The 23,612-nt window shown below is 43.9% G+C and carries 26 protein-coding genes; 25 read left to right on the top strand and 1 reads right to left on the bottom strand.

Annotation, left to right across the window (positions count from 1 at the left end):
* The first annotated feature begins 42 nt into the window (after positions 1-42).
* From K401_RS0108280 to K401_RS0108240, 9 genes are read left to right on the top strand one after another with little or no spacing between them, the layout of a single operon-like run.
* A complete protein-coding gene (locus tag K401_RS0108280) occupies positions 43-594 on the top strand; it encodes a hypothetical protein (RefSeq protein ID WP_024292514.1) in 552 nt (183 codons plus the stop codon).
* Positions 587-1,036, top strand: a complete 450-nt coding sequence (locus K401_RS0108275; RefSeq protein ID WP_024292513.1) for a hypothetical protein — start codon at positions 587-589, stop codon at positions 1,034-1,036. The genes K401_RS0108280 and K401_RS0108275 overlap by 8 nt, the downstream gene beginning before the upstream one ends.
* Before the next feature lie 15 nt (positions 1,037-1,051).
* Complete coding sequence (locus K401_RS0108270; protein WP_024292512.1) at positions 1,052-2,155, top strand: ABC transporter ATP-binding protein; 1,104 nt, start codon at positions 1,052-1,054, stop codon at positions 2,153-2,155.
* The gene (locus tag K401_RS0108265) at positions 2,148-2,549 is read left to right on the top strand and encodes a hypothetical protein (RefSeq protein WP_024292511.1); all 402 of its coding nucleotides are present in this window, start codon (positions 2,148-2,150) and stop codon (positions 2,547-2,549) included. The genes K401_RS0108270 and K401_RS0108265 overlap by 8 nt, the downstream gene beginning before the upstream one ends.
* Positions 2,550-2,554: 5 nt before the next feature.
* Complete coding sequence (locus K401_RS0108260) at positions 2,555-3,067, top strand: hypothetical protein (protein WP_024292510.1); 513 nt, start codon at positions 2,555-2,557, stop codon at positions 3,065-3,067.
* Between the two features lie 4 nt (positions 3,068-3,071).
* Positions 3,072-5,048: a DUF4962 domain-containing protein gene (locus K401_RS0108255; protein ID WP_024292509.1), complete on the top strand. Its 1,977-nt coding sequence runs from the start codon at positions 3,072-3,074 to the stop codon at positions 5,046-5,048.
* Between the two features lie 24 nt (positions 5,049-5,072).
* Positions 5,073-6,977, top strand: a complete 1,905-nt coding sequence (locus K401_RS0108250) for a heparinase II/III domain-containing protein (RefSeq protein WP_024292508.1) — start codon at positions 5,073-5,075, stop codon at positions 6,975-6,977.
* A gap of 26 nt (positions 6,978-7,003) precedes the next feature.
* Positions 7,004-7,738, top strand: coding sequence for an SDR family NAD(P)-dependent oxidoreductase (locus tag K401_RS0108245; protein WP_027352523.1), 735 nt, complete (start codon positions 7,004-7,006; stop codon positions 7,736-7,738).
* 23 nt (positions 7,739-7,761) lie between these two features.
* Positions 7,762-8,091: a cupin domain-containing protein gene (locus K401_RS0108240; RefSeq protein ID WP_024292507.1), complete on the top strand. Its 330-nt coding sequence runs from the start codon at positions 7,762-7,764 to the stop codon at positions 8,089-8,091.
* Positions 8,092-8,228: 137 nt separating this feature from the next.
* Here the strand turns inward: K401_RS0108240 and K401_RS0108235 are convergent, their stop codons facing one another.
* Positions 8,229-9,083 carry a MurR/RpiR family transcriptional regulator gene (locus K401_RS0108235; RefSeq protein WP_024292506.1) on the bottom strand — a complete coding sequence of 285 codons (855 nt, stop codon included), beginning with the start codon at positions 9,081-9,083 and terminating at the stop codon, positions 8,229-8,231.
* A gap of 156 nt (positions 9,084-9,239) precedes the next feature.
* Here K401_RS0108235 and K401_RS0108230 point away from each other — a divergent pair, with 156 nt between their 5' ends.
* The 16 genes from K401_RS0108230 to rpmG all read left to right on the top strand — a co-directional run bounded on the left by K401_RS0108230 (position 9,240) and on the right by rpmG (position 23,605).
* Positions 9,240-10,358, top strand: coding sequence for an ABC transporter substrate-binding protein (locus K401_RS0108230; protein ID WP_024292505.1), 1,119 nt, complete (start codon positions 9,240-9,242; stop codon positions 10,356-10,358).
* Positions 10,359-10,405: 47 nt separating this feature from the next.
* Positions 10,406-11,182, top strand: a complete 777-nt coding sequence (locus K401_RS0108225; protein WP_024292504.1) for an ABC transporter permease — start codon at positions 10,406-10,408, stop codon at positions 11,180-11,182.
* A complete protein-coding gene (locus K401_RS0108220) occupies positions 11,179-11,961 on the top strand; it encodes an ABC transporter permease (RefSeq protein WP_024292503.1) in 783 nt (260 codons plus the stop codon). Before K401_RS0108225 ends, K401_RS0108220 begins: the two co-directional genes overlap by 4 nt.
* Complete coding sequence (locus K401_RS0108215) at positions 11,940-12,713, top strand: ABC transporter ATP-binding protein (RefSeq protein ID WP_024292502.1); 774 nt, start codon at positions 11,940-11,942, stop codon at positions 12,711-12,713. Before K401_RS0108220 ends, K401_RS0108215 begins: the two co-directional genes overlap by 22 nt.
* A 13-nt stretch (positions 12,714-12,726) precedes the next feature.
* A complete protein-coding gene (locus tag K401_RS0108210) occupies positions 12,727-13,464 on the top strand; it encodes an ABC transporter ATP-binding protein (RefSeq protein ID WP_029695555.1) in 738 nt (245 codons plus the stop codon).
* Between the two features lie 26 nt (positions 13,465-13,490).
* The gene (locus K401_RS0108205) at positions 13,491-14,954 is read left to right on the top strand and encodes a sulfatase-like hydrolase/transferase (protein WP_051464015.1); all 1,464 of its coding nucleotides are present in this window, start codon (positions 13,491-13,493) and stop codon (positions 14,952-14,954) included.
* Positions 14,955-15,094: 140 nt separating this feature from the next.
* Positions 15,095-15,892, top strand: coding sequence for a sulfite exporter TauE/SafE family protein (locus K401_RS0108200; protein WP_024292499.1), 798 nt, complete (start codon positions 15,095-15,097; stop codon positions 15,890-15,892).
* Between the two features lie 157 nt (positions 15,893-16,049).
* Positions 16,050-16,481 carry a Fur family transcriptional regulator gene (locus K401_RS0108195; RefSeq protein ID WP_024292498.1) on the top strand — a complete coding sequence of 144 codons (432 nt, stop codon included), beginning with the start codon at positions 16,050-16,052 and terminating at the stop codon, positions 16,479-16,481.
* Between the two features lie 453 nt (positions 16,482-16,934).
* Positions 16,935-17,246: a hypothetical protein gene (locus K401_RS0108190; RefSeq protein WP_024292497.1), complete on the top strand. Its 312-nt coding sequence runs from the start codon at positions 16,935-16,937 to the stop codon at positions 17,244-17,246.
* 60 nt (positions 17,247-17,306) lie between these two features.
* Positions 17,307-18,365: a metal ABC transporter substrate-binding protein gene (locus tag K401_RS0108185; protein WP_024292496.1), complete on the top strand. Its 1,059-nt coding sequence runs from the start codon at positions 17,307-17,309 to the stop codon at positions 18,363-18,365.
* A gap of 20 nt (positions 18,366-18,385) precedes the next feature.
* Positions 18,386-19,093: a metal ABC transporter ATP-binding protein gene (locus K401_RS0108180; RefSeq protein ID WP_024292495.1), complete on the top strand. Its 708-nt coding sequence runs from the start codon at positions 18,386-18,388 to the stop codon at positions 19,091-19,093.
* Positions 19,080-19,886: a metal ABC transporter permease gene (locus K401_RS0108175; RefSeq protein WP_024292494.1), complete on the top strand. Its 807-nt coding sequence runs from the start codon at positions 19,080-19,082 to the stop codon at positions 19,884-19,886. Before K401_RS0108180 ends, K401_RS0108175 begins: the two co-directional genes overlap by 14 nt.
* Before the next feature lie 53 nt (positions 19,887-19,939).
* Positions 19,940-20,917 (top strand): CobW family GTP-binding protein, encoded by a 978-nt coding sequence (locus K401_RS0108170; protein WP_024292493.1) that lies wholly within the window; start codon positions 19,940-19,942, stop codon positions 20,915-20,917.
* Position 20,918: 1 nt separating this feature from the next.
* On the top strand, positions 20,919-22,484 hold the full coding sequence (locus K401_RS0108165) for a permease (RefSeq protein WP_024292492.1): 1,566 nt from the start codon (positions 20,919-20,921) through the stop codon (positions 22,482-22,484).
* Positions 22,481-23,407, top strand: coding sequence for a TIGR03943 family putative permease subunit (locus K401_RS0108160; protein ID WP_024292491.1), 927 nt, complete (start codon positions 22,481-22,483; stop codon positions 23,405-23,407). The genes K401_RS0108165 and K401_RS0108160 overlap by 4 nt, the downstream gene beginning before the upstream one ends.
* Positions 23,408-23,455: 48 nt before the next feature.
* A complete protein-coding gene (gene rpmG / locus K401_RS0108155; RefSeq protein ID WP_024292490.1) occupies positions 23,456-23,605 on the top strand; it encodes a 50S ribosomal protein L33 in 150 nt (49 codons plus the stop codon).
* Positions 23,606-23,612: the final 7 nt, after the last annotated feature.

Here is a 23,612-nt window from a genome sequence, read left to right as displayed (position 1 = left end):
GGGGGAGGGGCTTTCCCCTCCCTTATAAAAAGGTGGGAGCTGATGATGCAGAAGTGTTTAAAAACTCAAAGATTAGCAGCAGGATTATATACCGGGATCGTGATCCTTGTATTCATTTATACTCTTTGTTTTATGACAGAGTATAAGGACTTGTTCGGACTGAAATTAAAGCAGAATGATCAGATTTCCTTTTTTCATGATTACATTCTGCAGGTATTTAATAAACAGATTTTTGCCTTTGCGGTATTTGGAGTTCTCGTGATTTTACTTTCCTTTCTGCTGGAGATTTTCGGTAAAATACCGGACAAATTTGCTTTAATTATCATGGAGCTGTCACTGTTTCTCTGCTGCGCATGTTCCGCCTATGCCTTGTTTAACCTTCAGGCCATAGAAACCTATTATGGGGGACTGGATTTCCAATATCTGCGGTTGGAGAGCGCGGGTGATTATGAGCCCCATTTTACCACATTCCGAATCGGACTGGGAATCTACATTTCCTATATTCTCTGCTGTGTTTATTACAGCGCTGCCATTGGCAGAAGCCATTTTAAATTCCGGAAGAATCAGAAGAAGGGGAGTACAAGGAATGGATAATCGGTTGCTTGAAAAAGAAAAAAAGGCATACGTGTCATTATATAAAAAGGATGTGCTGCCATATTCACTGATCCTTTGTGCCATATTGGCTGAACTCATCTATGATATTATGGTTCTGGATGTTATGCCTGTGAGCTACTTAATGGGAATCACGGTAATGATTAATATTGTGATATTGTTTCTACTTTTTACCTGTGCCGTGAAGGTCAGTATCTATCACAAAAAATGGGCCGTCATTGCTGTCTTTCTGGGTATATACATGCTGGTCAGAATGTCTGTGCTGGTCCCCCTTGTGCTGAAGCCATATGCCAGGCACACGGAAATTGCAGCAGCAAATATTTTCGGAGGAATCATACTTCTGGCAGCCGGCTTTATCAGCTTGAAGCATGGGAACAGAAGACAAAGGCTTCAGGAACAGCTAAAGCAGTCAGAAGCCAGCTAGGACGAGGTGAAAGGTATGGGAAAACTCCGGTTTAATAATATAAGTAAAGCATATGCAAATGGATTTTGTGCGGTCAGCAGCTTCAATTTAGAAATTGAGGATGGAGAATTTATTGTCCTTGTAGGGCCGTCAGGCTGCGGAAAGTCAACCATCCTGCGCATGATTGCCGGACTGGAAAAAATATCGGATGGAGATCTGATTCTGGATGATAAGGTCATTAATAAATGCCCTCCGGTGGAACGGGATATTGCGGTGGTGTTCCAGGACTATGCGCTGTATGGCAATATGACGGTTTATGACAACGTGGGGATGAGCCTGCGGGTCAGACATGAAAAAGACACGGTTATTTATGACAAGGTACAGGAAGCTTCCGGAATATTAGGGATCGGAAGCCTGTTAAAACGCTTGCCAGGACAATTGTCCGGAGGGCAGAAACAAAGAGTGGCTTTGGCCAGATCGGTGGTAAGAAAGCCAAAGGTATTTCTCATGGATGAGCCCCTGTCAAACCTGGATGCAAAGCTTAGAACAAGTACAAGGGCTGAGATTGTAAGGCTTCAGAGAGAACTAAAGGTTACGACCATCTATGTGACTCATGACCAGACGGAGGCCATGACAATGGCAGACCGTATGGTGGTCTTAAAAGACGGGGTGATCCAGCAGGTGGGGACCCCCAATGAAATTTATTATGAGCCCTGCAATTTATTTGTAGCCGGTTTTATTGGAGCGCCTCAGATGAATTTCATCGAAGGCAGGGTTGAAGGCAGCCGGTTTGTATTTGGTTCCCATGAGCTTTCCTTTCCCCAGAAGATTGCGGATGCCTTAAAAACGTATTCCGGCAGGGAGCTCATATTAGGAATCAGGCCGGAGCAGTTTTCCATTTCCCATGGGGAAGATAACAATACGGTTGCAGGAGAGTTGGAGAACAAAGAATTTTTAGGAAACTGCTATATTTTGTATGTAAAAATCGGAGAATCGGTCCTGGCATGCCAGATTGAAACCCTGGAGGACAAATTTGACCATCGGGTCAATATCCACTTTGGAATGGAACATCTCTATTTTTTTGATAAGGAGACAACAGAATTAGTAATGCATGCAAAGGCGGAGGAGAAGGATGAGTAAACAGTTAACCGGTATAGCAAAAGCGATTATTATAATTTCTTCTTTGGTGCATCTGATTTTTACCAATATTCATGTAAAGGCCCTGCTTCTCCTGGAACATGAGATGTGCGGCTTTGTGATGTTTCTGTTTGTTCTCATGGGGCTGGTTGCCCTGTTTGAAACAACCCGTATCAAGAAACGGGAAGTAGCGGAACGAATCTTTACAGCATTGATATGTTTTGTAACAGCAGGCATAGGATTCTATCTGGTCACTATTTACCGGAATGCAATTTCTGTACAGCACTCCCTTAATGTGAGCGTGGTAAATCATGGGGTATTGTTCAGTATGGCAATCCTTTTGGCTTATGTAATTTCCGGTATCCTGATTATTGTTGATTTAATAAAGAACGGGTGAAGATCATGACGGGCAGAGAAAAGAAATATGGAAAAAAGAAAGTCTCGGACAATGTGAAAGCAGGAATATTCAGGTGGTGGATCGCAGGCATGTGCTACTTTTTTATTGGATTTGGAACACAGTCCGGCATCTTTGCCGATCCGCTGGATATGATTTTTTTCCTTGGACTGGGATTGGGGCTTGCAACATTGTTTCTTTATAATCCGGTCGCTTACCGGATGTTTGATATAGTGAGAAAAGGGAGGATTTACAATCAATCCTATTTTGAGCGGAGCGGCTGGCAGAATGCAGGTTTAAAACTGGCTGAAATTTTTAAAAATCTGGTTCTTGTGTTTTTGGTTTACATGACCTATCAAAACGTAAATATGCTGTTGGAGGAACTGTTTCACCTTCCGGAAGGCACGGTCACCATACCGGGAGAACCCATTGGCTTTGCCGCGGTTTACACCATCTATTATTACCTGCTGACCGGATTGATGGATACAGCGGCCGAAGCGAGGAAGAAAGAGGAGAAATAGAGACATGAGCAGTCTTGTATTTATTGGTGATTTAAGGCCTTATAAAGAACAGGCCAAAGGAGTAAGAAAAAAGCAGTATGAAAGACTGCTTTTGCAGGCAGACCGGTATGAGTCATATCAATTGCCTGCACAGCATCCAAAAGAGAGCACCACGTATATGGGGATTGCAATTATGAATCTTGCCCTTGCATACCGCTTAAGCGGAGAGGATAAATATCTGTTTGAAGCAAAGCGGTTTATTGGAGCTGTTTTGTCCTATGAGCAATGGGGAAACGCCCATCTGGTTAATGTGGATTTGTCTGCTTCCTGGATCTTATTTGGACTGTCTTTGGGATACGACTGGCTGAAGCCGTTTTTCGAAGAAGAAGAAAAAGAGAAAATCCTGGCCAAGATCAGGCATCACGCGGATATCATGTATCAGTACAAACTGGATACTTATGGTCACGGCTGGTCAACCAATTATTATCAGAATCACAACTGGATCAATATGACCGGTCTGGCAGCGGCAGGATATGTGCTTTCAGAGACTTGTGACAAGGCCATTCAATATATAGAGGAAGCAAAGAAGAATTTTTCCAGAGTATTTTCGCTCCTAGCAGATGACGGATCAAATTATGAAGGCGTTCCCTATTGGAGATACGGGGGAATGTGGCTCTTTGTATATGCCCATCTCCTTAAGGTAGAAGAAGGCGTGGATTATTTTCATACAAGCAATTATCTGAAGAATACCTTTTATTACCGGTTATATCAATCCTGCGGTGATTTTGAGCAGCAGATGAATTTTGGAGACAGCCATGACCGCCACAGCGGACATGCTCCCTGTGTCTATTATAAGACGGCCGCTGAGTACGGGGATGGCTTTGCCCAGACCTTTGGAAATCTTGTTCTGGATGAATTCCTCATGGCGGAAGCAAAAATAAGTAAAATTAAGCCGGGCATTTTACCGGAGGCTGTATTTGAATTTTTATGGTATGATCCCGGAGTTTCAGAAAAGCCTCTTTCCCTCCTGCCAAGAGTAAGGTTTTTTGAGGATTTAGGCTTGCTGTCCATCAGGGAAGACTGGAGCAGAAGCAGTAAGGTCCTGACCATAAAATGCGGCTGTCCCGGGGGCAGAAAGCAGTGGATGAACGGCTGGGATTTATACCGCAAGGAAGGTGTGGAATGCCTTTCCCTTTCCCACCATCATCCGGACAATCTTTCTTATATTTTCGCAAGGGGAAGTGAATATCTGACCTGCGAAGACGGATATAACCGGAATATCATGCCGGATAACCACAATGTAATTCTGGTAGACGACCGGTATACGGATGCAGTGGATGTCAATGACGTATATGTGAGCAGCGCCAGAAAAAGGCTGGAAAAAGATTCTTCTTATCCCATTGAGGAAAAATACCGGGGAGAAGTGGTTTGCTTTAAGCTGGATGATTCCATGGTCATTTATAAAGGCGAAACCTCCGGGATATATCCGGAAGAACTTGGAATGAAAGAGGTAAGCCGTCTTTTATTTACCGACCAGTTATTCTTTTTTCTGTTCATTGATGTGTGTGTGTCTGATAAGGAGCATATTTACCGTATTATTTCTAATACGGATATGCCGGCACAGAAGCAAACGGATCATTCCTATTATTATCCCATGGAAAGCGGAGGCATCACATATACGGTTTTTTCAGACCAGGAGATCTGTTCAAACCAGTACACCCAGGAGGTTGTCAGTGTTATGACAACCCAGGAGCCGGATAAGCTTTGCAGATCTTTCCTCAATACGCTGTCATTTCAATCGGCTTCTCCTGTAAAAAGGCAGACGTTTATAGAATGCTTTACTTTTGATGGAATGAATACGGAAGTTTCCTTTGCAGGAAAGGAACTTCATGTCAAACACGGAGAAAGAGACTACGGGTTAAACTTTGGAGATGAAATGGCCGTGGTTTTAATAGAGGTTTGCAGCAAGAACGGAGAAAGAAAAAGTTACCGGATTCCGTAAAACAGGAAAAAGCGAGGAAAGGAAATGAAGTATGTAAATGACAGGTTTTATGAGCTGATGAATGCAGAGGGCTGGAATCAGGAGCTGATACAGGAAATGAAAAAAGAGGTTGATGAATTTCTCCCCTGTTTTTCTGACTCTCCGGACCGGTTAAGCCGGTGGGGTCACTACTATTTCTGTGACGATGACGGAGGCAGGCTGATCTTTGATTTAAACTCGCCCGGCAGACATCGGTGTGAAGTGTGCGGCAAAGTGTTTGAAAGTGAGATTTTGGACGGCGTATGGGTTTATTTTTACCGGAATAAAGCAGTGATCATGGCACTGGTATCTGCGGTCATTTATAAAGCCACAAGGGAAAAGAAATACTTTGATTATTCCGTGTCAGTGATGGAATTTTACGCCGGACATTATAAGAAGTTTCCCTTACATAATAAAGAAAACTTAATGGGAGATTCCTATGATACCATGCCGTGGGGCTGCGGCAAAATAATGCCCCAGGGGTTAAATGAATCCATTGTTGCCATACGTTTTGCTCAGATCATTGAAATTTTAAGAGATGAATTAAGCCCGGAATTTCTGCACCTGGTATATAACAATATGTTTCGGGAAATGTATGCCCTGCTGGCTCCTCAGGCAACAAGGATCCACAATATCAGCTGCTGGAATCTATCGGCCATCGGCGTCATGGGGCTGGCATTCCAGGATCAGGAGATGATTGATTTCGCATTCACCAGTGAGTTTAATATCAGAAAACAGCTGGAAACAGGAGTGACCAAGGATTGTTTCTGGTATGAGGGATCGATTCACTATAACTTCTTTTTGCTGGAGGGAATTACTTATCTTTTCCTGTTCAGTAAAGTTTACGGCTATAATTTTGGAAAATCAGGGACTGAAGTTTTGCAGAATATGTTTGTACAGGCATATAATTATGCATTTGACAATCAATTCCTGCCCAATCCCAACGATGGCTGGCCCAATCTGAATTTGCGCACATTCAGTTATATCTATCACACGGCTGCCAGGGCAATGGGAGAAGACAGTCCCATCGGCAATCTGGTGAAGAACATAGAAGCATCTGATTCCGTTCGTACGGCCCTGCCTTTGTCAGAGCCCTATTATTGCAGCAACAGCGTCTGCCTGGAACAGCTGCTGTTTAACATTGACTTTGATTATCAGAAATTCATTCCGGTGAAACAGCGTTCACACAACTTTCCTGAATCCAATTTTGTGATTTTGAGAAATGCCGGCTGGAATGCGTTTATGAAATATGGACTCAATGGGAAATCCCATGCCCACCCGGATATTATGAATGTGGAACTGATGTATGGGAATCACAGAATATCCAGGGATTTATCCAATGCGGGATACCGTGCCCGCCTGTGCAATGAATGGCACAGGAAAACCCTATCTCATAATACCGTTTGCTGGAATGGAACGGACATCACCTCAGTAAGTCCGGGAGAATGCCTGTATTATGATGAAAATAAGGTTACTGCAGCGGTTAAAGATGTTTATGAAGGTATGAACTATACCAGGACAATACAGATTACAGAGGATTCCTTTATTGATGATTTTTGGGTGGAAAGCGGAAAGGAAGGAATTTTCGATTATGTGTTCCATCTGGAATCCGCCCTTAACCTGGAGTATGATCTGGATCTGGAAGATGCATCCCTGGGGTTTGAGAAAAATGGATATCAGCATATTCTTGAAACGAAAAGAGTGAGAACAAGAGAGGATCATGTTGTTTTGCATGCCAGTGTGGAAGAAGTCATGTGGAGCATATGGATCGATTTGACCGGAAACCACGAATTATATTTATTAAAGACAATGGATAATCCGGTGAATCAAAGGAGAAATACGATTTTACTTAGGAATAGAGGAGTCTCCCCCCATTATCATCTGAAAATAGAGGCGGAGACAAAACAATAATGAAAGCTTAGAAAAGGAGAGTAAACATGAGAGCAGTCATCACAGGAGGAACAAGCGGAATCGGCTTAAGTGCTGCAATGGAGCTGGGGAAGGCCGGTTATGATATTATTATCACCGGAATCAGCCATGAGGACGCAGAAGCAGCACAGGAGACGTTAAAAAAGCAAGGGATAAACAGCGAATTCATTTATGCAGATTCCATGAAGGAGGAAGACGTCAATCATTGCTTTGAAAAAATTGTCCAGAAATATGATTCCCTGGATGTGTTAGTGAATAACGTGGGAGGTCTTGGGGGAAGACAGCGTTTTGAAGAAATGGAGACTTCTTTCATGAGAAAGGTCATGGCACTTAACTTTGACAGCGCATTTTTTGCAAGCCGTGCAGCTATTCCGCTGCTGAAAAAGGGGAATAACCCCTCCATTATCAACTATAGTACCATTGCGGTTACCTCCGGCGGAGGACCCGGTGCAGGAATCTATGCGGCAGGTAAGGCTGCCATTGAAGGGCTGACACGGGCGCTTGCAAAGGACCTTGCGGAATATGGAATCCGCGTAAATGCCGTATCACCGGGAACTATTGACACGGCATTCCATTCTGCTACAAAGCGTGAGATATTAGAGTCCTGGAAGGAAGGAATTCTTATGAAGAGGCTTGGAGAACCATCGGAGGTGGCAACAGTGATCGGATTCCTGGTTTCTGAAAAGGCTTCTTTTATTACGGGAGAGGTTATTCAGATCAACGGCGGTCAGGTATTCATCTGACGAAGCAGAAAGGAAGCGGTGAGATGGTTTTAAAATATGAAGATATCATTCCTACGAACCCGGAGCCGGGGATTACCAGACGCATTCTTGCAAGAGGCGGAAGCATGATGGGGGTAGAAGCTTCATTTAAAAAGGGAGCTGTCGGAAGCGTACATAAACATCCTCATGAGCAGGTCAGCTATATTGTATCCGGTTCATTTCAGTATGAAGCCGATGGTATAACATATATGCTGAAGGCTGGTGACAGCTATTATGTGGAACCGGATGTGCCGCATGGTGCAACTGCACTGGAAGATTCTGTGATCCTGGATATCTTTACACCCCAACGGGAGGATTTTGTTGTGGTGGAATAAGTGCTTGCAAGCATTAAATGGCAATATTAAAATTTAATATAGTTTTATACATGACCGATAGGCTGGCAATTTTACATATTGCCAGCCTATCATTATTGATTTAATTGAGCAAATCCCTTGAAGTTATAGGAAGGTGGTTATTTTTTAGGAGGAGACACGGAAGTCTCATTAATAATCGTTCTGTTCAGATCAAAAGCTGATTTATAACGTTCCCCCATAGCTTGTGATAAAGAGTAGTATATCGTCTCGATAATGCACATGATCGGCAGCCTGAAAGAAAAGTGGTTATCATGAATGTTGGATATATTTGGAAGTGCGGCTAATAAGATATTGCAGTATTTTGAAAAAGGAGTGCCCATGTAATTGGATATACCAATTATTTTGTGTTTATTGCTGTGTATTTTATCGGCAATAAGCAGTACATCCCGGTTAACACCTGACTGTGAGACAATTAATGATATGTCATTTTCTTTCTGCATGGAAATTGACATATGGTGATAATATGGATCATCATATAAAACGCATTTTAAACAAAGGCGGAATAGAAAATCATAGGCCTCGCGCGCAAGTATGGCGGAAGTACCGATTCCATAAATATGAATGGTGTCAGCCTTTAAGATCAAATCGGTAGCCTGTTCAATTAAGGAATAGGGCAGAGTATTTAAAATTTCTTTTAAAGCAGAAATATTGGAATTAACAACATTTGTTAGTGTATTCATGTCGTTATTCTGGGTGACAGGTATTGTCATATGTTCAGTAGGGTTTGTCTGTTCGGAGGCAAGGGATATTTTAAAGTTCTTCAGACCGCTGTAGCCCAGCTTTTTTGTTGCAGCAATCACTGTAGAGGCAGCAATATTTGTAGCTTCAGCCAGTTCAGTGATGGACATATAGATGACCTTTGCTTTGTTAACTAATACATAATCAGCAAACAACTTTTCGCTGTAACTGAGCTTATTATAATTATCAATTATATTCTTCGTGCAGCTTACCATGTACCTTATCCTCCAAATACTGTATTAGTCAGAAAATTCCGAATTATATTTGCAAAATTTACATCATTGTTTCTATTGCCTTTTTGTATATTTTATATAATAATGTAGTGGAAAGCAAGGGTAAAATAACAAAAATAAATAAAATGGAGGGTTATTATGAAGAGAAGAATTGCGTTTTTAATGAGTGCTGTATTGCTTGTTTCTTCATTGACAGGGTGTGGAGGAAATGCAGGAGGTTCAGCTGGTAGTACGTCTGCGGCTCAGCAGAATTCTGAAGCAAAAGAGACATCGGAGGAAGGACAAACAAAAGGAAGTTTATCGGGAAAAACACTCAGAGTCGGCACGATGCCAGTAACCATAGGGGTCCCTGTACAGTATGCTTATGATAAGGGGTATTTTGATGAAGCTGGATTGGATGTGGAAATTGTACTGTTCGCAACGGGAGCTCCTGTAAATGAGGCTATGGCAGCAGGAGAAATTGATGTGGCGGTCAGTGGAATGGCTTCCGTCTATGCGCTGGCTACCGGGCTGTATACCTATATAGGGGACGGGAGTATAACTCTGGATGGCGAAGCAATTTATGCACGCAGTAATAGTGATATTGTTAAGGAGGAAGGTGTGATTCCGGGTACCAAGGGAAGTGCAGAAACCGTCAGAGGAAAATCGATTTTAGGACCTCTTGCTACCACTGCTCATTTTATGGCAATCAAATATGCGGAATCTTTCGGTCTTACATCAGATGATTTTACAATGATGTCAATGGAATATGCACAGGCTTATCAGGCATTTATCATGGGGGACGGGGATCTCCTGGCAACCAAACCCCCATATACCTCCCAGTTGGAAAACGAAGGATATGTGAGAGTGTGCGGCATTTCGGAGGCAATGGGGAGCCCCATGGTCAATGCTATTTATACCCAAAATTCAATTTTTGAGGACAGACAGGAGGATTTAAAATTATTTTTAGACTGTTATTACAGAGCATGTGAAGAACTGAATCAAGATAAAGATCTCCGAAAGGATTATTCCATGAAGTGGTATGAAGAGAATGGTATTACATTTAGTGAGGGAGATATGGAAGATGAGATCGAAACTAAAATATATCATACGTTAAAGACGCTTGATACGGAGGAATATCCATTTGGATTTACAATGATGAGCATAGGTGAATTCTTTATGGAACAAGGCATGATAGACAAAGAAAATTTGCCAAATATCAAAGCCTGCATGAATGACAGCGTGATAAAGGAGCTGAAAGCAGAATCCGGTAAGTAATGGGGAAATGCTTATTGTGGCAGGCTGGATAGAGGAGTGAAAAGCACATGAGGAAAAATAAATATTTGTTGATATCGGTTTTATCGCTTTTTACGGTGGTTTTAATCTGGTATCTGTGCGTGGATGTGTTTGGGCTGGTCCGGCAGTCAGTTTTTCCGGGGCCGGTTAAAGTATTAGGAACATTTATTACAAAAATGCATCATAAGAATCCTGACGGAGCAACTCTTGTTCAACATTTGTTTGAAAGCCTGAAGGTGTGTATGCTTGGGTATGGCCTGGCTGCATTGGTGGGAATCCCGTTAGGTATCATGATGGCCTGGAACATTTGGGTGGACAGGCTGGCCAGGCCCTTGTTTGATTTGATCCGGCCTGTTCCGGGCATAGCATGGATTCCGTTATTTCTTTTAATGTTCGGAATAGGAATTTTTTCGAAAGCATTTGTGATTTTCCTGAGCGCTTTGATTCCATGTACTGTGAACGCTTATACAGGAATCAGGCAAACCAGCCAGATACATCTGTGGGTAGGGGATATATTCGGGGCAAGCAGGATGCAGAAATTATTTAAAATAGCAATTCCTACTGCATTGCCGATGATATTTACAGGACTGCGGGTCGCAGTCGGTTCGGCATGGAGGTCGTTGATTGCAGCGGAACTGCTTGCATCCAACAAAGGTTTCGGGTATATGATTCAGCAGAGCCGGGCATTGTCAAGAACAGATATTATTATTGTGGGAATGTTTGCCATTGCTCTTGTCGGTTCTTTGCTTGATACGCTGCTTAGATTGATCGAACGAAAAGTTGCGAAAGGAATGAATGCAGTATGAAAACAAAACGGGATACACTTCTTTCTGCTGTCGCGGCCTGTATATCCATAGGTACATTTATATTTGTGTGGTATATTGCTACAAATGGAACTACACTGGGGCAGTTTATATCCGGTCCGGGAGAGGTACTCCATTCTCTGGTGAACGGAACAATGGGTAAAGTCGGAAAACACAGCATTGCCGTGCATGCGGCTTATAGTCTTCAGCGGGTAATGGTGGGGTATGTTCTGGGTTCGGCGGCCGGAATTTTACTAGGACTTCTCATGGGCTGGTATCCGGTTGTCAAAGCTGTTTTCTGGCCGTTATTCAGTATTATCAGGCCAATACCCTCAATTGCATGGATACCTCTTGCAATTATCTGGTTTGGGCTTGGAGAGGAAGCAAAGATATTCATTGTATTTATATCATCTTTCGCCAATTTAACTTTAAACGCGTATAGCGGAGCAAGGAGTACGAACAAACAATTGATCGGTGCAGCACGGATGTTAGGGGCTGGGCAGCTTCAGGTGTTTTTAACAATCGTACTTCCGTCCTCGGTTCCGCAGATATTTGCAGGGCTTCAGGTTGCCATGTCCAGCGCATGGGCAACTGTAATGGCGGCAGAGATGGTCCGTTCGTCCGAAGGCCTTGGCTGGATGATCGTAACCGGTATGAGCAACAATAATATTAATCAGATACTTACTGGTATCGTAGCAATTGGAATTGTAGGATTCATATTGGCGGTACTGATGAGAAAAACAGAGGAGGTATTGTGCAGATGGAACAAGGGCGCAGTATAACCAATCATATAATCGATTGCAGTAAGCTATCAAAAACGTATAACAATCACAAAGAGAGTCAGGAAGTTATACATAACATAGATTTATCAGTCGGAGAAAATGAATTTGTGGTAATTCTGGGGCCGGGACAGTGCGGAAAGAGCACATTAATCAATTTAATGTCCGGCCTGGAAAAGGCCACCTCCGGCGGAGTGACTGTATGCGGAAAAAAGGTCGATGGTCCGGATCCTGAACGGGGAGTTGTTTTTCAGAGCATTTCCCTGTTCCCATGGCTTACAACCATGGGAAATGTTGAATATGGCTTAAAAATGCGCGGAGTAAGAAAAAAGGAGAGGCAGAAAAAGGCGCAGTATTATATTGACCTGGTCGGTTTAAATGGATTTGAAAAGTCATTTCCAGTGGCCCTGTCCGGTGGAATGAGGCAGAGAGTCGGTATTGCCAGGGCTTATTGCATAGAACCCAAGGTATTGATGATGGATGAGCCGTTCAGCGCTCTCGATGCCCAGACCAGGTACTTAATGCAGGAGGAACTTCAGCGGATCTGGGAGATTGAAAAGCGTACCATTCTTTTTGTAACCAATAATCTGGAAGAGGCGATTTATCTGGCTGACCGGATTATTGTTTTAAGCCGCTGCCCTTCACAGATCAAAAAGGAATATGTCATTGATTTGCCCAGGCCAAGAAATTATGTTTCTCCCGAATTTTTAGCATTGCGTAAGGAAATTGACGATATCATGGATTCGGCGAACTGATGGAGGGACGAGAATGAAGACAAAAGTAAAGGTAAAGAATCTGACCAAGAAATTTGGGGATTTACTGGTTCTCAATGATATTTCTTTTGATGTGGGAGAGGGTGATTTACTGTGTGTCGTAGGTCCGACGGGATGCGGAAAGACCACTTTTCTCAACAGTCTGACAAAAATCTATGAAGCCACATCCGGAGAAATATTATTGGATAATGAGCCGGTAAATCCGAGGAAACAAAATATCTCCTATATTTTTCAGGGGGATTCCACCATGCCGTGGCTTACTGTGGAACAAAATGTAGGTTTTGGCCTGGATATTAAAAAGGTTTCAAAAGAACGCAGAGTTGAACTGGTGAACAAGTATCTGGATATAGTCGGTTTGACCAAATATAGAAATTATTATCCTAATCAATTGTCGACCAGTATGCTGCAGAGAGTCGGTATTGCCAGAGCATTTGCTACGGAGCCTGATCTTTTGCTGATGGATGAGCCATATGGACAATTAGACATGGAACTGCGGTTCCATCTGGAGGATGAACTGGTTCGCTTATGGCAGATAACAGGAACCACAGTAATATTTATTACTCATAATATAGAGGAAGCCGTATATTTAAGCAACCATATAATGATTTTGACAAACAAGCCTACTTCTGTGAAAAGAATTATGGATAATAAATTGCCAAGACCGAGAGATATTACATCGAAAGAGTTTGTAAATCTCAGAAATGAAGTAACCGAATTAATAAAGTGGTGGTAGGCATCTTCAGGAAGGAACAGATAATAATGGACAAGAAAAATGTTTTATTGATTACGGTTGATCAGTGGTCAGGTAATTACCTGGGGTGTGCGGGGAACAATGAAATTTTAACTCCCAGTCTGGATGAATTGGCCCGCTATGGAATCAGATATTCCAATGCGGTTAGTACGACGCCGGTATGCATTCCGGCGCGAAGGGAATTGATGTTGGGTGTAGGAAGCAAAACTCATGGGGACCGGAAATTTAATGAGTCCTTACCAATGCCCAGCGATATTCCAAGTATGGCACAGGTATTCAGGGATAATGGCTATCAGGCCTATTGTGTCGGGAAACTGCATGTATATCCCCAGCGTGACAGGATCGGGTTTGATGATGTGCTTCTTCATGAGGAAGGCCGCCATAAAGATGGGATGGCTCAGGATGATTATGAAAGGTTTCTTGGGAGGTCCGGGTATGCCGGTCTGGAAATGGGACATGCCATGTGTAACAATAATTATTTTTACAGGCCGTTTCATCTTCCGGAGGAGTATACAGTAACCAATTGGGCGGTCAGAAATATGTGTGAGTACATAATCAGAAGGGATGCAGCCAAGCCTTCATTTTGGTATCTCTCATTTGCAGCGCCCCATCCGCCCCTGGTACCTCCAAAGGATTATCTAGATTTTTATGAGGACATGGATTTTGAAGAGCCTAAGTATGGAGAGTGGACAAAACGTCCGGAAGAAGAATTGCCGTATGCTTATAATTATTATAAAAATCTCTACAAAATGGAAAAAAAGAGAGACTCAGACATGGCTAAGAAGGCCTATTATGCCTCTTGTACCTATATTGACCACCAGCTTAGACTGGTGATCGGAACACTGCGTGAGCAGGGTATCCTGGATGATACCGTGATTTTGTTTACGTCAGACCATGGGGAAATGTTAGGTTCTAATCATCTGCACGGTAAATTCCTTATGTATGAAAATTCTGTAAAAATTCCTTTTATATTGTCTCCGACTGCAGACAGCGGCATGAAATGCAGCACAGTTGATGACAGGATTGTTGAACTAAAAGATGTAATGCCCACACTGTTAACACTTGCGGGCCTAGAGGTCCCAAGTCATGTGGAAGGCCGGTCTTTAACAGAAGAATGGGATCGGGAATACTCCTATGGAGAGTTATGGGAGGATGACCGGGCAACGCGTATGATCCGTACAAAGGAATGGAAGTTGATTTATTACTGTACAGGAAATACTTTCCAGTTGTTTAATATGAAAGAAGATAAGGATGAACTGTTTGATCTGGCAGATATTCCGGAGTACCAAAATGTAAAAGAACTGCTTTCTGAGAAACTTATGGAAAATCTGTATGGCCAGGATCTGAATTTGCTTAAAAACGGAAAACTTGCAGGGCTGCCGCCAAAGAAGTATGATTTCAATGCCAGCCTTGCAGACGGGAATAAATTATTTCAGGGGCGTGATATGCTTCTGCAGAGGGGCATTCGATAAAGGCTGACAGCAGTCATTTAAAGCCTATGGCAATGAAGTTATGCCCTGAGGTGGTATAAGGTTAAAAGAAGGCTATCCAGTGAATGGGTAGCCTTCTGGCTGATGGTAAGACAGATGTAAATTGAAAGTGGGATAGTAAGATGAGTGGATATTTATATGTGTTATTTTTTGCGGCCAGCTTTTTTTCCACAGTTGCAGGCACCGTCTGCGGAATTGGAGGAGGAGTGATTATCAAACCGGTTTTGGATTCCTTTGGTTTAATGAGCGCTTCGTCCGTTAGCTTTTTATCCGGGTGTACGGTTTTGGGAATGAGCTGCTGTTCTTTTGTGAAAAGTAAGATATCGGGAGACTCTCCGGTATCCGGGAAAATCGGACTGCCGCTGGCAGTTGGAGCAGCTTTGGGCGGAGTTTTCGGTAAAATGATGTTTCAGTCAATGTCAGATGTGTTTACAGATAAGAATATGATCGGAGCCGTTCAGGCCGTATGTTTACTTGTGTTTACTGTTGGGACTTTGATTTATACGCTCATAAAAGAACGTATAAGTACCCATCAGATTGAAAACAGGGTTTCCTGCCTTATGGTGGGATTGATTCTGGGAGTCGTTTCTTCCTTCCTGGGTATTGGAGGAGGGCCGATTAATTTGGTGGTACTGTTTTACTTTTTTTCGATGGAAACAAAGGCCGCTGCCCATAATTCCCTATATATTATTATGTTTTCACAGTTTGCCGGCTTGATCAGTACATTGGTGACAGGCTCTGTGCCGGAATTTCCCTTCCTGCTTATGGTTCTCATGGTGACAGGTGGTGTTCTGGGCGGAGTGGGAGGACGGTCAATCAACAATAAAATGAGTGCTGATGACGTGGATAAGATATTTATTGCATTAATGATTGTAATTATTGGAATCAATGTTTATAATATTGTAAAATTTTTAAAATGAATCATATATATTTTGATAAAGCCTGTTATGCTACATTATGTTTATACGTTCTCAATGCATCTGAGCTGAAAGGGTTTATTTCAATGATTCCTTGACAATACTCATATAATTGCTATAATATAAAAATAAAATTCAATTTCAAATTTAGAGGTTTCGTATGGCAGAGAGAGGCAGATACAGAACAAAACAGCAGGAAATCATTTTAAATTGCCTGAAAAAGCAAAGATCTCGCTTCCTTACAGTGGATCAGTTTATGGACTGTCTTCAGGAAGAAGGAGTGCAGGTTGGGCAGACAACCGTATACAGGGTCCTGGAGCGCCTGGCCGAAGAGGGGGAAGTTATGAAGCTCCCCACTGAAGACGGCTCCAAGATACGGTATTGTTATGCTGATAAGGAAGAACTGAACAAACCGGGGAAATTAGTATGCCTGAGGTGCGGCCGGTTCATCCCCCTTGAATGTTCCAAAATGGCTGATTTTTTAGAACATATCTATGAGGAACATGGTTTTGAGATGGATGAACAGCACACAGTCTTATATGGCTATTGTGGGTGCGGCAAAGAAAACAGCTCTAAGTCCCAGGGAGTCTGAGAGTGACAGATAAAGTCAATGATGGCGAAAGCCGGATTGAAACGTGACAGTGATGAGTGCTGAGAAAAAACAGGTGAAGATTGTCAGATCTGCACAGGATTAAAGTGAGTCCGGCCGCGGTGCGCCTGATTATAAGAGCTGGCCGTTTATTGAAATTACAGACATGATTCTAAAAATACATCTTTATACCAAGGCCTGTTTATCTGCCCTGTTTCTTTAATTCACCTAAAAATACCCCTAAATAATTGATCTTTTTGATGTAGAAAACGAAAATACTTTACTTCTTCTGCAAAAGCCGGGAATCTGACTGTTATCCACACCCCAATGACTGCGGATAACCATAATGGCGGCGGCCAAATCATAGAATAACATATTGACAATACGAAAAAAATTGTTATAATATGAAAATGATTTTAAATTCCAAATTAGCAAACCAGGAAAGGAGGAGACGAAGTGAGCTGTTTTACGAAGAATAGACGAATCTATGCATTTCTTACAGCGTTTTTTGTGACCGCTGTACTGCTTCTCTCCGTCCTTTTTATTGTCACGCATGTGGAACATGACTGTACAGGCGAGGGCTGTTTTGTCTGCACGGAAATTGAAGCCTGTGTTTGCACCATCTGTTTATTGGCAGAAGCCGTGGGGGCAGGAGCCGTTGTTATCTTTGCATATAGTGCAATTCAAAAACTCTTATCTTCTTATCTGGCCGGACGTTATTTGTGCCCGGTTTCTTTGGTCAGCTTAAAAATCCGTTTAGATGATTGAAACTTTCTCATAACAAAACAGAGGTCACACCATTAAAAACACTATCTGGAGGATTATTTTATGAAAAAGAATTTAAGTACAACATTGGGTACGCTGGCTATGACGGCGTTTGTTTCGGTTGCTATGCTTTCGGGCTGCTCCGGAACAGCATCTGTGACGGAAACTTCTGATACGGAAAATACTTCCGCTTCAGCAGATGTAAATGAAAGCCCGGCTGCGGACTCCGCCAAAGGTGAAGAGTCTTCCGCTGCAACGGGAGAAAAGGATTCTGATGGCAGGAAACTGAAGGTGATGGCAAGTTTTTATCCAGTGTATGATTTTGCAGTCAAGGTCGGCGGTGATAAAGTTGAAGTGATTGATATGGTTCCGCCCGGCACAGAGCCTCACGACTGGGAACCGGCAGCCACTGACATCAAAAATATGGAAGAGGCTGATCTGTTTGTTTACAGCGGCGCGGGAATGGAGCATTGGGTCGATGATGTGCTTGCCAGTCTGGAAAATAAGAAACTGTTGTCTGTTGAGGCATCTCAGGGAGTCACCCTTCGGGAAGGCCATGAGGAAGAGGAGCACGAAGAGGAAGAAGAGGATGACCATGGCCAGTATGATCCTCATGTGTGGCTCAGCCCTGTAAATGCAAAAAAGGAAATGGAAAATATTAAGAATGCTTTTATAAAGGCAGACCCTGACAACCAGGATTATTATGAATCTAACTATGAAACTTATGCGGCCAGGTTCGATGAACTGGACCAGGAATATAAAGATACCTTATCCCCTCTGCCAAATAAGGATATTGTAGTATCTCATGAGGCTTTCGGCTATCTTTGCGACGCTTACAGCTTAAATCAGATAGGGATCGAAGGGCTGTCCCCGGATTCTGAGCCGGACCCGGCAAGAATGGCGGAAGTCATTGATTTTGTAAAGGCAAACAATGTAAAGGTCATCTTTTTTGAGGAGCTGGTAAGCCCGAAAGTTGCTGAAACCATTGCAAAAGAAACGGGAGCGTCTACCCAGGTTTTAAATCCCCTGGAAGGCTTAAGCGATGAGCAAATGAAAGACGGCGCTGATTACTTCTCCGTGATGAGAGATAACTTAAAACAGCTGGAAGCAGCACTGAAATAAGACAGACAGGAGTATTGATGATGGATGCCATTGCAGTTAAGGAACTGGACTTCTCCTATGGAAGCACCCAGGTACTGAATCGTATTAGTTTTACCGTTGCCGCGGGTAAGTTTGCCGTCCTGCTGGGACAAAATGGAGCAGGAAAAAGCACGCTGCTTAAGCTCATGCTGGGTGAACTTACTCTTAACGGGGCAGACGGGAGTATACAGCTTTTGGGGCGGGATATCCGGCAGTTTAAAAACTGGCAGGAGATCAGCTATGTCCCACAGAGCGGCATGGCATCCTTTCAAAACTTTCCGGCCTCAGTAGAGGAGATTGTTCAGGCAAATTTATACGCCCGGATCGGGCGGTTCCGGTTTGCCGGAAAAAAAGAAAAAGAGCTGGTCAGGCAGGCGCTGATCCAGGTTGGAATGGAAAACCTTTCTAAACGGCTGATCAGCCGGCTGTCCGGAGGGCAGCAGCAGAGGATCCTGTTAGCAAGGGCCCTGGTAAACAGTCCGCAGCTTTTACTCATGGATGAACCAACCTCCGGTATGGACGAGAAAAGTACGGAAGATTTTTACCGGCTCTTAAAAGATATCAACCGTGAACAGGGCGTAACGGTGCTGATGGTCACTCATGACCGGAAACGTCTGGAGCCATTTGCTGACGATATCTGGATTTTGGAGGACGGAACCATGAATCTGATTAAGACGGGTCAGGAGGAGAATGGCAATGGAGATATTTAATTATGCATTCATGCAGCGGGCCTTTATTGTCGGGATCCTGCTGGCCGCGGTCATTCCCTGTATCGGGATTGTGATTGTATTCAAACGTATGTCCATGATTGGAGATGCCTTATCCCATACTTCCCTTGCCGGAGTGGCGGCAGGACTGATCTTTGGAATGAATCCCATAGCAGCCGCAGCGGCCGCCTGTGTGATCGCCTCTCTTGGAATTGAGTGGATCCGCAGGAAGCTGCCCAGATTTTCGGAGATGTCGATTGCCATCATGATGTCCGCGGGAATCGGCCTGGCAGGTGTTTTGTCAGGATTTGTGAAGAATGCGGCCAACTTCAACAGCTTTTTATTCGGCAGTATTGTGGCAATCAGTGATACGGAACTGTACCTTGTGGTGGCGGTCAGCGTTGTGGTGCTGCTTATGTTTCTGCTGATGTACAAAGAATTATTTTACGTGTCCTTAGATGAGCAGAGTGCCAGGCTGGCAGGGGTGCCGGTCCGGACCGTGAACTTTATATTTACAATTTTAATTGCAGTGACGGTTTCCGTTGCCGCCAGGACGGTGGGAGCGTTGATCGTATCCTCCATGATGGTGGTGCCTGTGGCTTGCGCCATGCAGTTCGGGAAAAGTTACCGCCAGACACTTTTCTATGCAGTAGCCTTAAATGTCATATTTATGATAATCGGACTGTTTGCGGCTTATTACCTGGGATTAAAGCCGGGAGGCACCATTGTGCTGGTAGGTGTGATATTTTTAATACTGGTGTTTGCAGGAAAAAGGCTTTTTAAGCGGAAGGGATAACAGGAAAGGCAAAATAATCTGTGCAGCCGGCAAGGCAGCAGAATGGAGTGCTTATGACTGATATTTATATTATATCCGGATTTTTGGGTGCGGGTAAAACGACATTAATTAAGACAATGGTCCGGTCCGTATTCAGGGATAAGGAAGTCGTTGTGATTGAAAATGATTTTGGGGAGGCCGGGATTGACGCCGGGCTCCTTAGAGAGTGTAATTTGACGGTTACCAGCCTGAGTGCAGGTTGTATCTGCTGCAGCTTAACCGGTGACTTTGAAAAGGCAGTAGAGAGAATTTTGAAGGATTACGCGCCGGATGCCATTATAGTGGAGCCGTCCGGTGTAGGAAAGCTCTCTGATATTGCTAAAATCTGTTTAAAGCAGGAGGATGAAGGCAGGCTTCACTTAAAAAGGACTATTACAGTGGCGGATATCCGTTCCTTTGATAAATACCAGAAAAACTATGGTGAGTTTTTTGAAGACCAGATCGCCTATGCAGATTTGATCCTGTTAAGCCATCAAGAGGAATGTCCCGATAAAATCACATACATAGAAAATAAAATCCGGCAGATCAATCCGGAAGCCAGAATCGAGGCAGGCTTCTGGGATTCCATTTCCCCTGCTGTTTTCCGGCAAGGTCCGCGGGGCAGCAAAATTTTTAAGCTGGAGCTGGAGGCTGCTGTGTCTATGAAACCTGTGAAGATCAGAGGAAGCCTGCGTAAGAACAATGACCAGAAAATGGGATTTTTAAGCCGCCACTTTGCCAGAGATGTTTTCTCCGCCGTCACGCTGGAGTGGAAGGAACCCCTTTCAGAAGATCAGCTGAGGAAGAGAGTGCTTCATGTTGTGGAACATGCGGATGGAGTAATCCTGCGGGGAAAAGGAATTGTGGCAAACGGTTCTCATGGTCTTATTTTCCACTTTGTGCCGGGGAGTCTGAACATTGAACCTGCAAATGCAGCAGGAAACCAGGTCTGCTTCATCGGTACCGGTCTTGATGATCGGCAGATACGGACATTATTCAGTGAGGGGAAATAGCATGAGGACACCTGCATGGGTCATAACCGGTCTGCTGGATTCGGGAAAAACCACACTCATCAACAATCTGATTGAAAAGGAACTGGATGAGCTGGATATTCTGGTCCTTCAGTTTGAGTCAGGGGAAAAGCCTCTGAAAGAAAATACACAGGTGAAAAAGCTGGTGTTTTCCAAACGCCAGCTGGAACAAAGCCCTTTCAGCGTTGCTGATACAGTAATTAAGGATTTGGATGAGCGCAGCCCGGATTTAATTCTCATTGAGTGGAACGGGATGGAACACTTCCATAAGCTGGAGGAAATGTTTCTCCAGTTTTCTGCTAAAACAGCTGTAAGCATTGAAAAGGTCATCTATGTTGCAGACGACACCGGATTGAAAACAAAAATTCCGGATGCCGGTGTAATCGCATTTTCACAGATTGCGGGAAGCGACTGCGCCTTTGTCAGAACAAAAGGGCATGAGTATCTTACAGATGATATGGGGATTCTTTACAACTGTAATCCGGATATCCGGATCTATACTGACCGGAAATGGGATCGGTTTATTAAAAGAATATTCAGTTTCAGAATGCAGCCAGGGTCCTGGCTTCTGGCAGTTTCAACTGCAGTTCTGGTTTATATGGTGGCATTATCACTGCTGAATGGCCTTGGATTTCCGGTGGGGCGGTATGTCAGCATATTTCTTGGTGTCTTTTTGCAGGCTATCCCGTTTCTGGCGATTGGGGTTTTGCTGTCCTCTTTCATTCAGGTCTATCTCCAGCCGGACTGGATTCAGAGGAAATTCCCCAGGAGAATTCTGGCAGGCCAGCTGTTTGCAGTGATAGCGGGGTTCTGCCTGCCGGTCTGTGACTGCGCATCCATACCGGTTTTTAAAAGTCTGGTGAAAAAAGGAGTTCCAATGCCTGCCGCGGTGACGTTTATGCTGGTATCCCCTGTGATCAATCCGGTGGTGATTCTCTCCACCTGGTATGCTTTTAACGGAAATTACCGGATGATTGCCGCCAGGTGCGGTCTGGGAATTCTGTGTGCGGTGCTCTGCGGGCTGACTTATTTAATAGCGCCTCCCAGGGATTATCTGCTTGAAAATGCCATACCCGTTTTAGCAAACTGCGGGGACTATACCCTTCCTGCCAAAGAAGATACCCGCCTGTCCCGTTTCTTTCTGATGATCCGGCATGCGCAGAATGAATTTTTTTCCGTAGGAAAATTCCTTCTCACAGGAATTTTTGTATCCACGCTGTTCCAGGATATGATTCCTTCCGCCGTATCGGCCGGAGGTGGGATGGCTGCATGGAAAGCGCTTCTGGTGATGATGGGAATGGCCTTTGTGCTTTCGCTTTGCTCCTCATCCGATGCAGTGGTGGCCAGAAGCATGGCGGGAAGCCTTCCGGTGGGGGCAATCGTTGGATTTCTGGTATTTGGGCCGATGATGGATATTAAAAATGCCGCTATGCTGCTTTCAGGCTTTAAGTCCGGTTTTGTGGTCCGGCTGTTTGTGACCGCATTTCTGGTTTGTTTCCTGGTAATTGCGCTGTTTATGTTCTGGGGGAGCGGAGGGATCCGGATATGACGTTAAAAGGAAAAGGACTCAACCTTCAGGTGCTGGCGGAATGCGTCTGTTACCTGATTTTCGGATGTCTGCTATTTCATCTGACTTATTCAGGCGGGTATTTAAGCTATGTGACGCCAAGGATGAAACCTTATCTTTATGGGCTGTCCCTCCTGATGTTTCTCTGGGCAGTGGCGGAAGGACGAAACTTACTGGCACCCCAGTACAAGGCAAGGCTGTCCCGTCTGTTTGTTTTAATTATTCCGATCCTGGTGCTTTCTATCAGGCCGCCGGCCCCCGGAGGGAGCAGCATGGCCAGAAATTACAATAGCTCCGGTATTTCCATGTCATCCGGAAACAGAGGCGGCCAGATAACAGGCGGTACAGGACAGCAGACACCTTCGCCAGACAGCACAGGGCCACAGGAACCGCCGGGGAACGGAGAAAATGATCCGTCGCAGTCTGACTGGGAAGGTGCGGAAACCGACGCATACCAAGAGACGGATGAGTATTCAAAGGATGATGCTTCACAGACATATGGAGAAGAAGGTCCCAATGTTTTAAACGGTCTGGATGAAAAAGGGAAAACCATAACCATAGCAGATGAGGATTATTATGGGTGGCTGCAGGAATTAAGTTCCTCCACTGAAAAATATGAAGGTTATACGATTGCTATGAAAGGTTTTATTTACCGGGATCCAGAGATTGAAAAGGAATGTGACTTTGCGCTGGTTCGCCTTTCCATGTGGTGCTGCGCAGCAGACTTAACTCCCATGGGCTTTTTGGTCGATTACGATGGAAAGCTGGAATATAAGGATGATGACTGGGTGGTGGTAAAAGGTACGATTGATTTAACCCCAGATGGCTCTTCCATTATCATGAAGGCCCAAAGCATTGAGCCGGCCGAAAAGCCGCAAGAAGAATATGTTTATCCATACTTTTAAACGGGAAGAATAAAAGCTTTACAGGGCCATGCCCGGAAAGGAATGATTATGAGAGTAAAAGTAACATTGGAATGCACGGAGTGCCATGACAGGAATTATACGGTCACCAAAAACAAACAAAAACATCCGGAGCGAATGGAGATCATGAAATATTGTCCAAGGCTTAAAAAATATACGCTTCATAAAGAAACAAAATAGAAAGAGG

The organism is Lacrimispora indolis DSM 755 (genome assembly GCF_000526995.1).
In the GTDB taxonomy this organism is placed as follows: Bacteria; Bacillota; Clostridia; order Lachnospirales; family Lachnospiraceae; genus Lacrimispora; species Lacrimispora indolis.
The sequence above is the reverse complement of the archived record's forward strand: the minus strand, read 5'-3'. Positions and strand labels throughout refer to the sequence as shown.

Coding starts and splice junctions, on each gene's coding strand:
- K401_RS0108235 (WP_024292506.1), bottom strand. CDS start 9,083: ATGGTAAGCTGCACGAAGAATATAATTGATAATTATAATAAGCTCAGT.
- K401_RS0108270 (WP_024292512.1), top strand. CDS start 1,052: ATGGGAAAACTCCGGTTTAATAATATAAGTAAAGCATATGCAAATGGA.
- K401_RS0108200 (WP_024292499.1), top strand. CDS start 15,095: ATGAGTGGATATTTATATGTGTTATTTTTTGCGGCCAGCTTTTTTTCC.
- K401_RS0108180 (WP_024292495.1), top strand. CDS start 18,386: ATGGATGCCATTGCAGTTAAGGAACTGGACTTCTCCTATGGAAGCACC.
- K401_RS0108215 (WP_024292502.1), top strand. CDS start 11,940: ATGGAACAAGGGCGCAGTATAACCAATCATATAATCGATTGCAGTAAG.
- K401_RS0108205 (WP_051464015.1), top strand. CDS start 13,491: ATGGACAAGAAAAATGTTTTATTGATTACGGTTGATCAGTGGTCAGGT.
- K401_RS0108195 (WP_024292498.1), top strand. CDS start 16,050: ATGGCAGAGAGAGGCAGATACAGAACAAAACAGCAGGAAATCATTTTA.
- K401_RS0108165 (WP_024292492.1), top strand. CDS start 20,919: ATGAGGACACCTGCATGGGTCATAACCGGTCTGCTGGATTCGGGAAAA.
- K401_RS0108230 (WP_024292505.1), top strand. CDS start 9,240: ATGAAGAGAAGAATTGCGTTTTTAATGAGTGCTGTATTGCTTGTTTCT.
- K401_RS0108275 (WP_024292513.1), top strand. CDS start 587: ATGGATAATCGGTTGCTTGAAAAAGAAAAAAAGGCATACGTGTCATTA.
- rpmG (WP_024292490.1), top strand. CDS start 23,456: ATGAGAGTAAAAGTAACATTGGAATGCACGGAGTGCCATGACAGGAAT.
- K401_RS0108255 (WP_024292509.1), top strand. CDS start 3,072: ATGAGCAGTCTTGTATTTATTGGTGATTTAAGGCCTTATAAAGAACAG.
- K401_RS0108160 (WP_024292491.1), top strand. CDS start 22,481: ATGACGTTAAAAGGAAAAGGACTCAACCTTCAGGTGCTGGCGGAATGC.
- K401_RS0108250 (WP_024292508.1), top strand. CDS start 5,073: ATGAAGTATGTAAATGACAGGTTTTATGAGCTGATGAATGCAGAGGGC.
- K401_RS0108170 (WP_024292493.1), top strand. CDS start 19,940: ATGACTGATATTTATATTATATCCGGATTTTTGGGTGCGGGTAAAACG.
- K401_RS0108210 (WP_029695555.1), top strand. CDS start 12,727: ATGAAGACAAAAGTAAAGGTAAAGAATCTGACCAAGAAATTTGGGGAT.
- K401_RS0108245 (WP_027352523.1), top strand. CDS start 7,004: ATGAGAGCAGTCATCACAGGAGGAACAAGCGGAATCGGCTTAAGTGCT.
- K401_RS0108225 (WP_024292504.1), top strand. CDS start 10,406: ATGAGGAAAAATAAATATTTGTTGATATCGGTTTTATCGCTTTTTACG.
- K401_RS0108240 (WP_024292507.1), top strand. CDS start 7,762: ATGGTTTTAAAATATGAAGATATCATTCCTACGAACCCGGAGCCGGGG.
- K401_RS0108280 (WP_024292514.1), top strand. CDS start 43: ATGATGCAGAAGTGTTTAAAAACTCAAAGATTAGCAGCAGGATTATAT.
- K401_RS0108260 (WP_024292510.1), top strand. CDS start 2,555: ATGACGGGCAGAGAAAAGAAATATGGAAAAAAGAAAGTCTCGGACAAT.
- K401_RS0108265 (WP_024292511.1), top strand. CDS start 2,148: ATGAGTAAACAGTTAACCGGTATAGCAAAAGCGATTATTATAATTTCT.
- K401_RS0108220 (WP_024292503.1), top strand. CDS start 11,179: ATGAAAACAAAACGGGATACACTTCTTTCTGCTGTCGCGGCCTGTATA.
- K401_RS0108185 (WP_024292496.1), top strand. CDS start 17,307: ATGAAAAAGAATTTAAGTACAACATTGGGTACGCTGGCTATGACGGCG.
- K401_RS0108175 (WP_024292494.1), top strand. CDS start 19,080: ATGGAGATATTTAATTATGCATTCATGCAGCGGGCCTTTATTGTCGGG.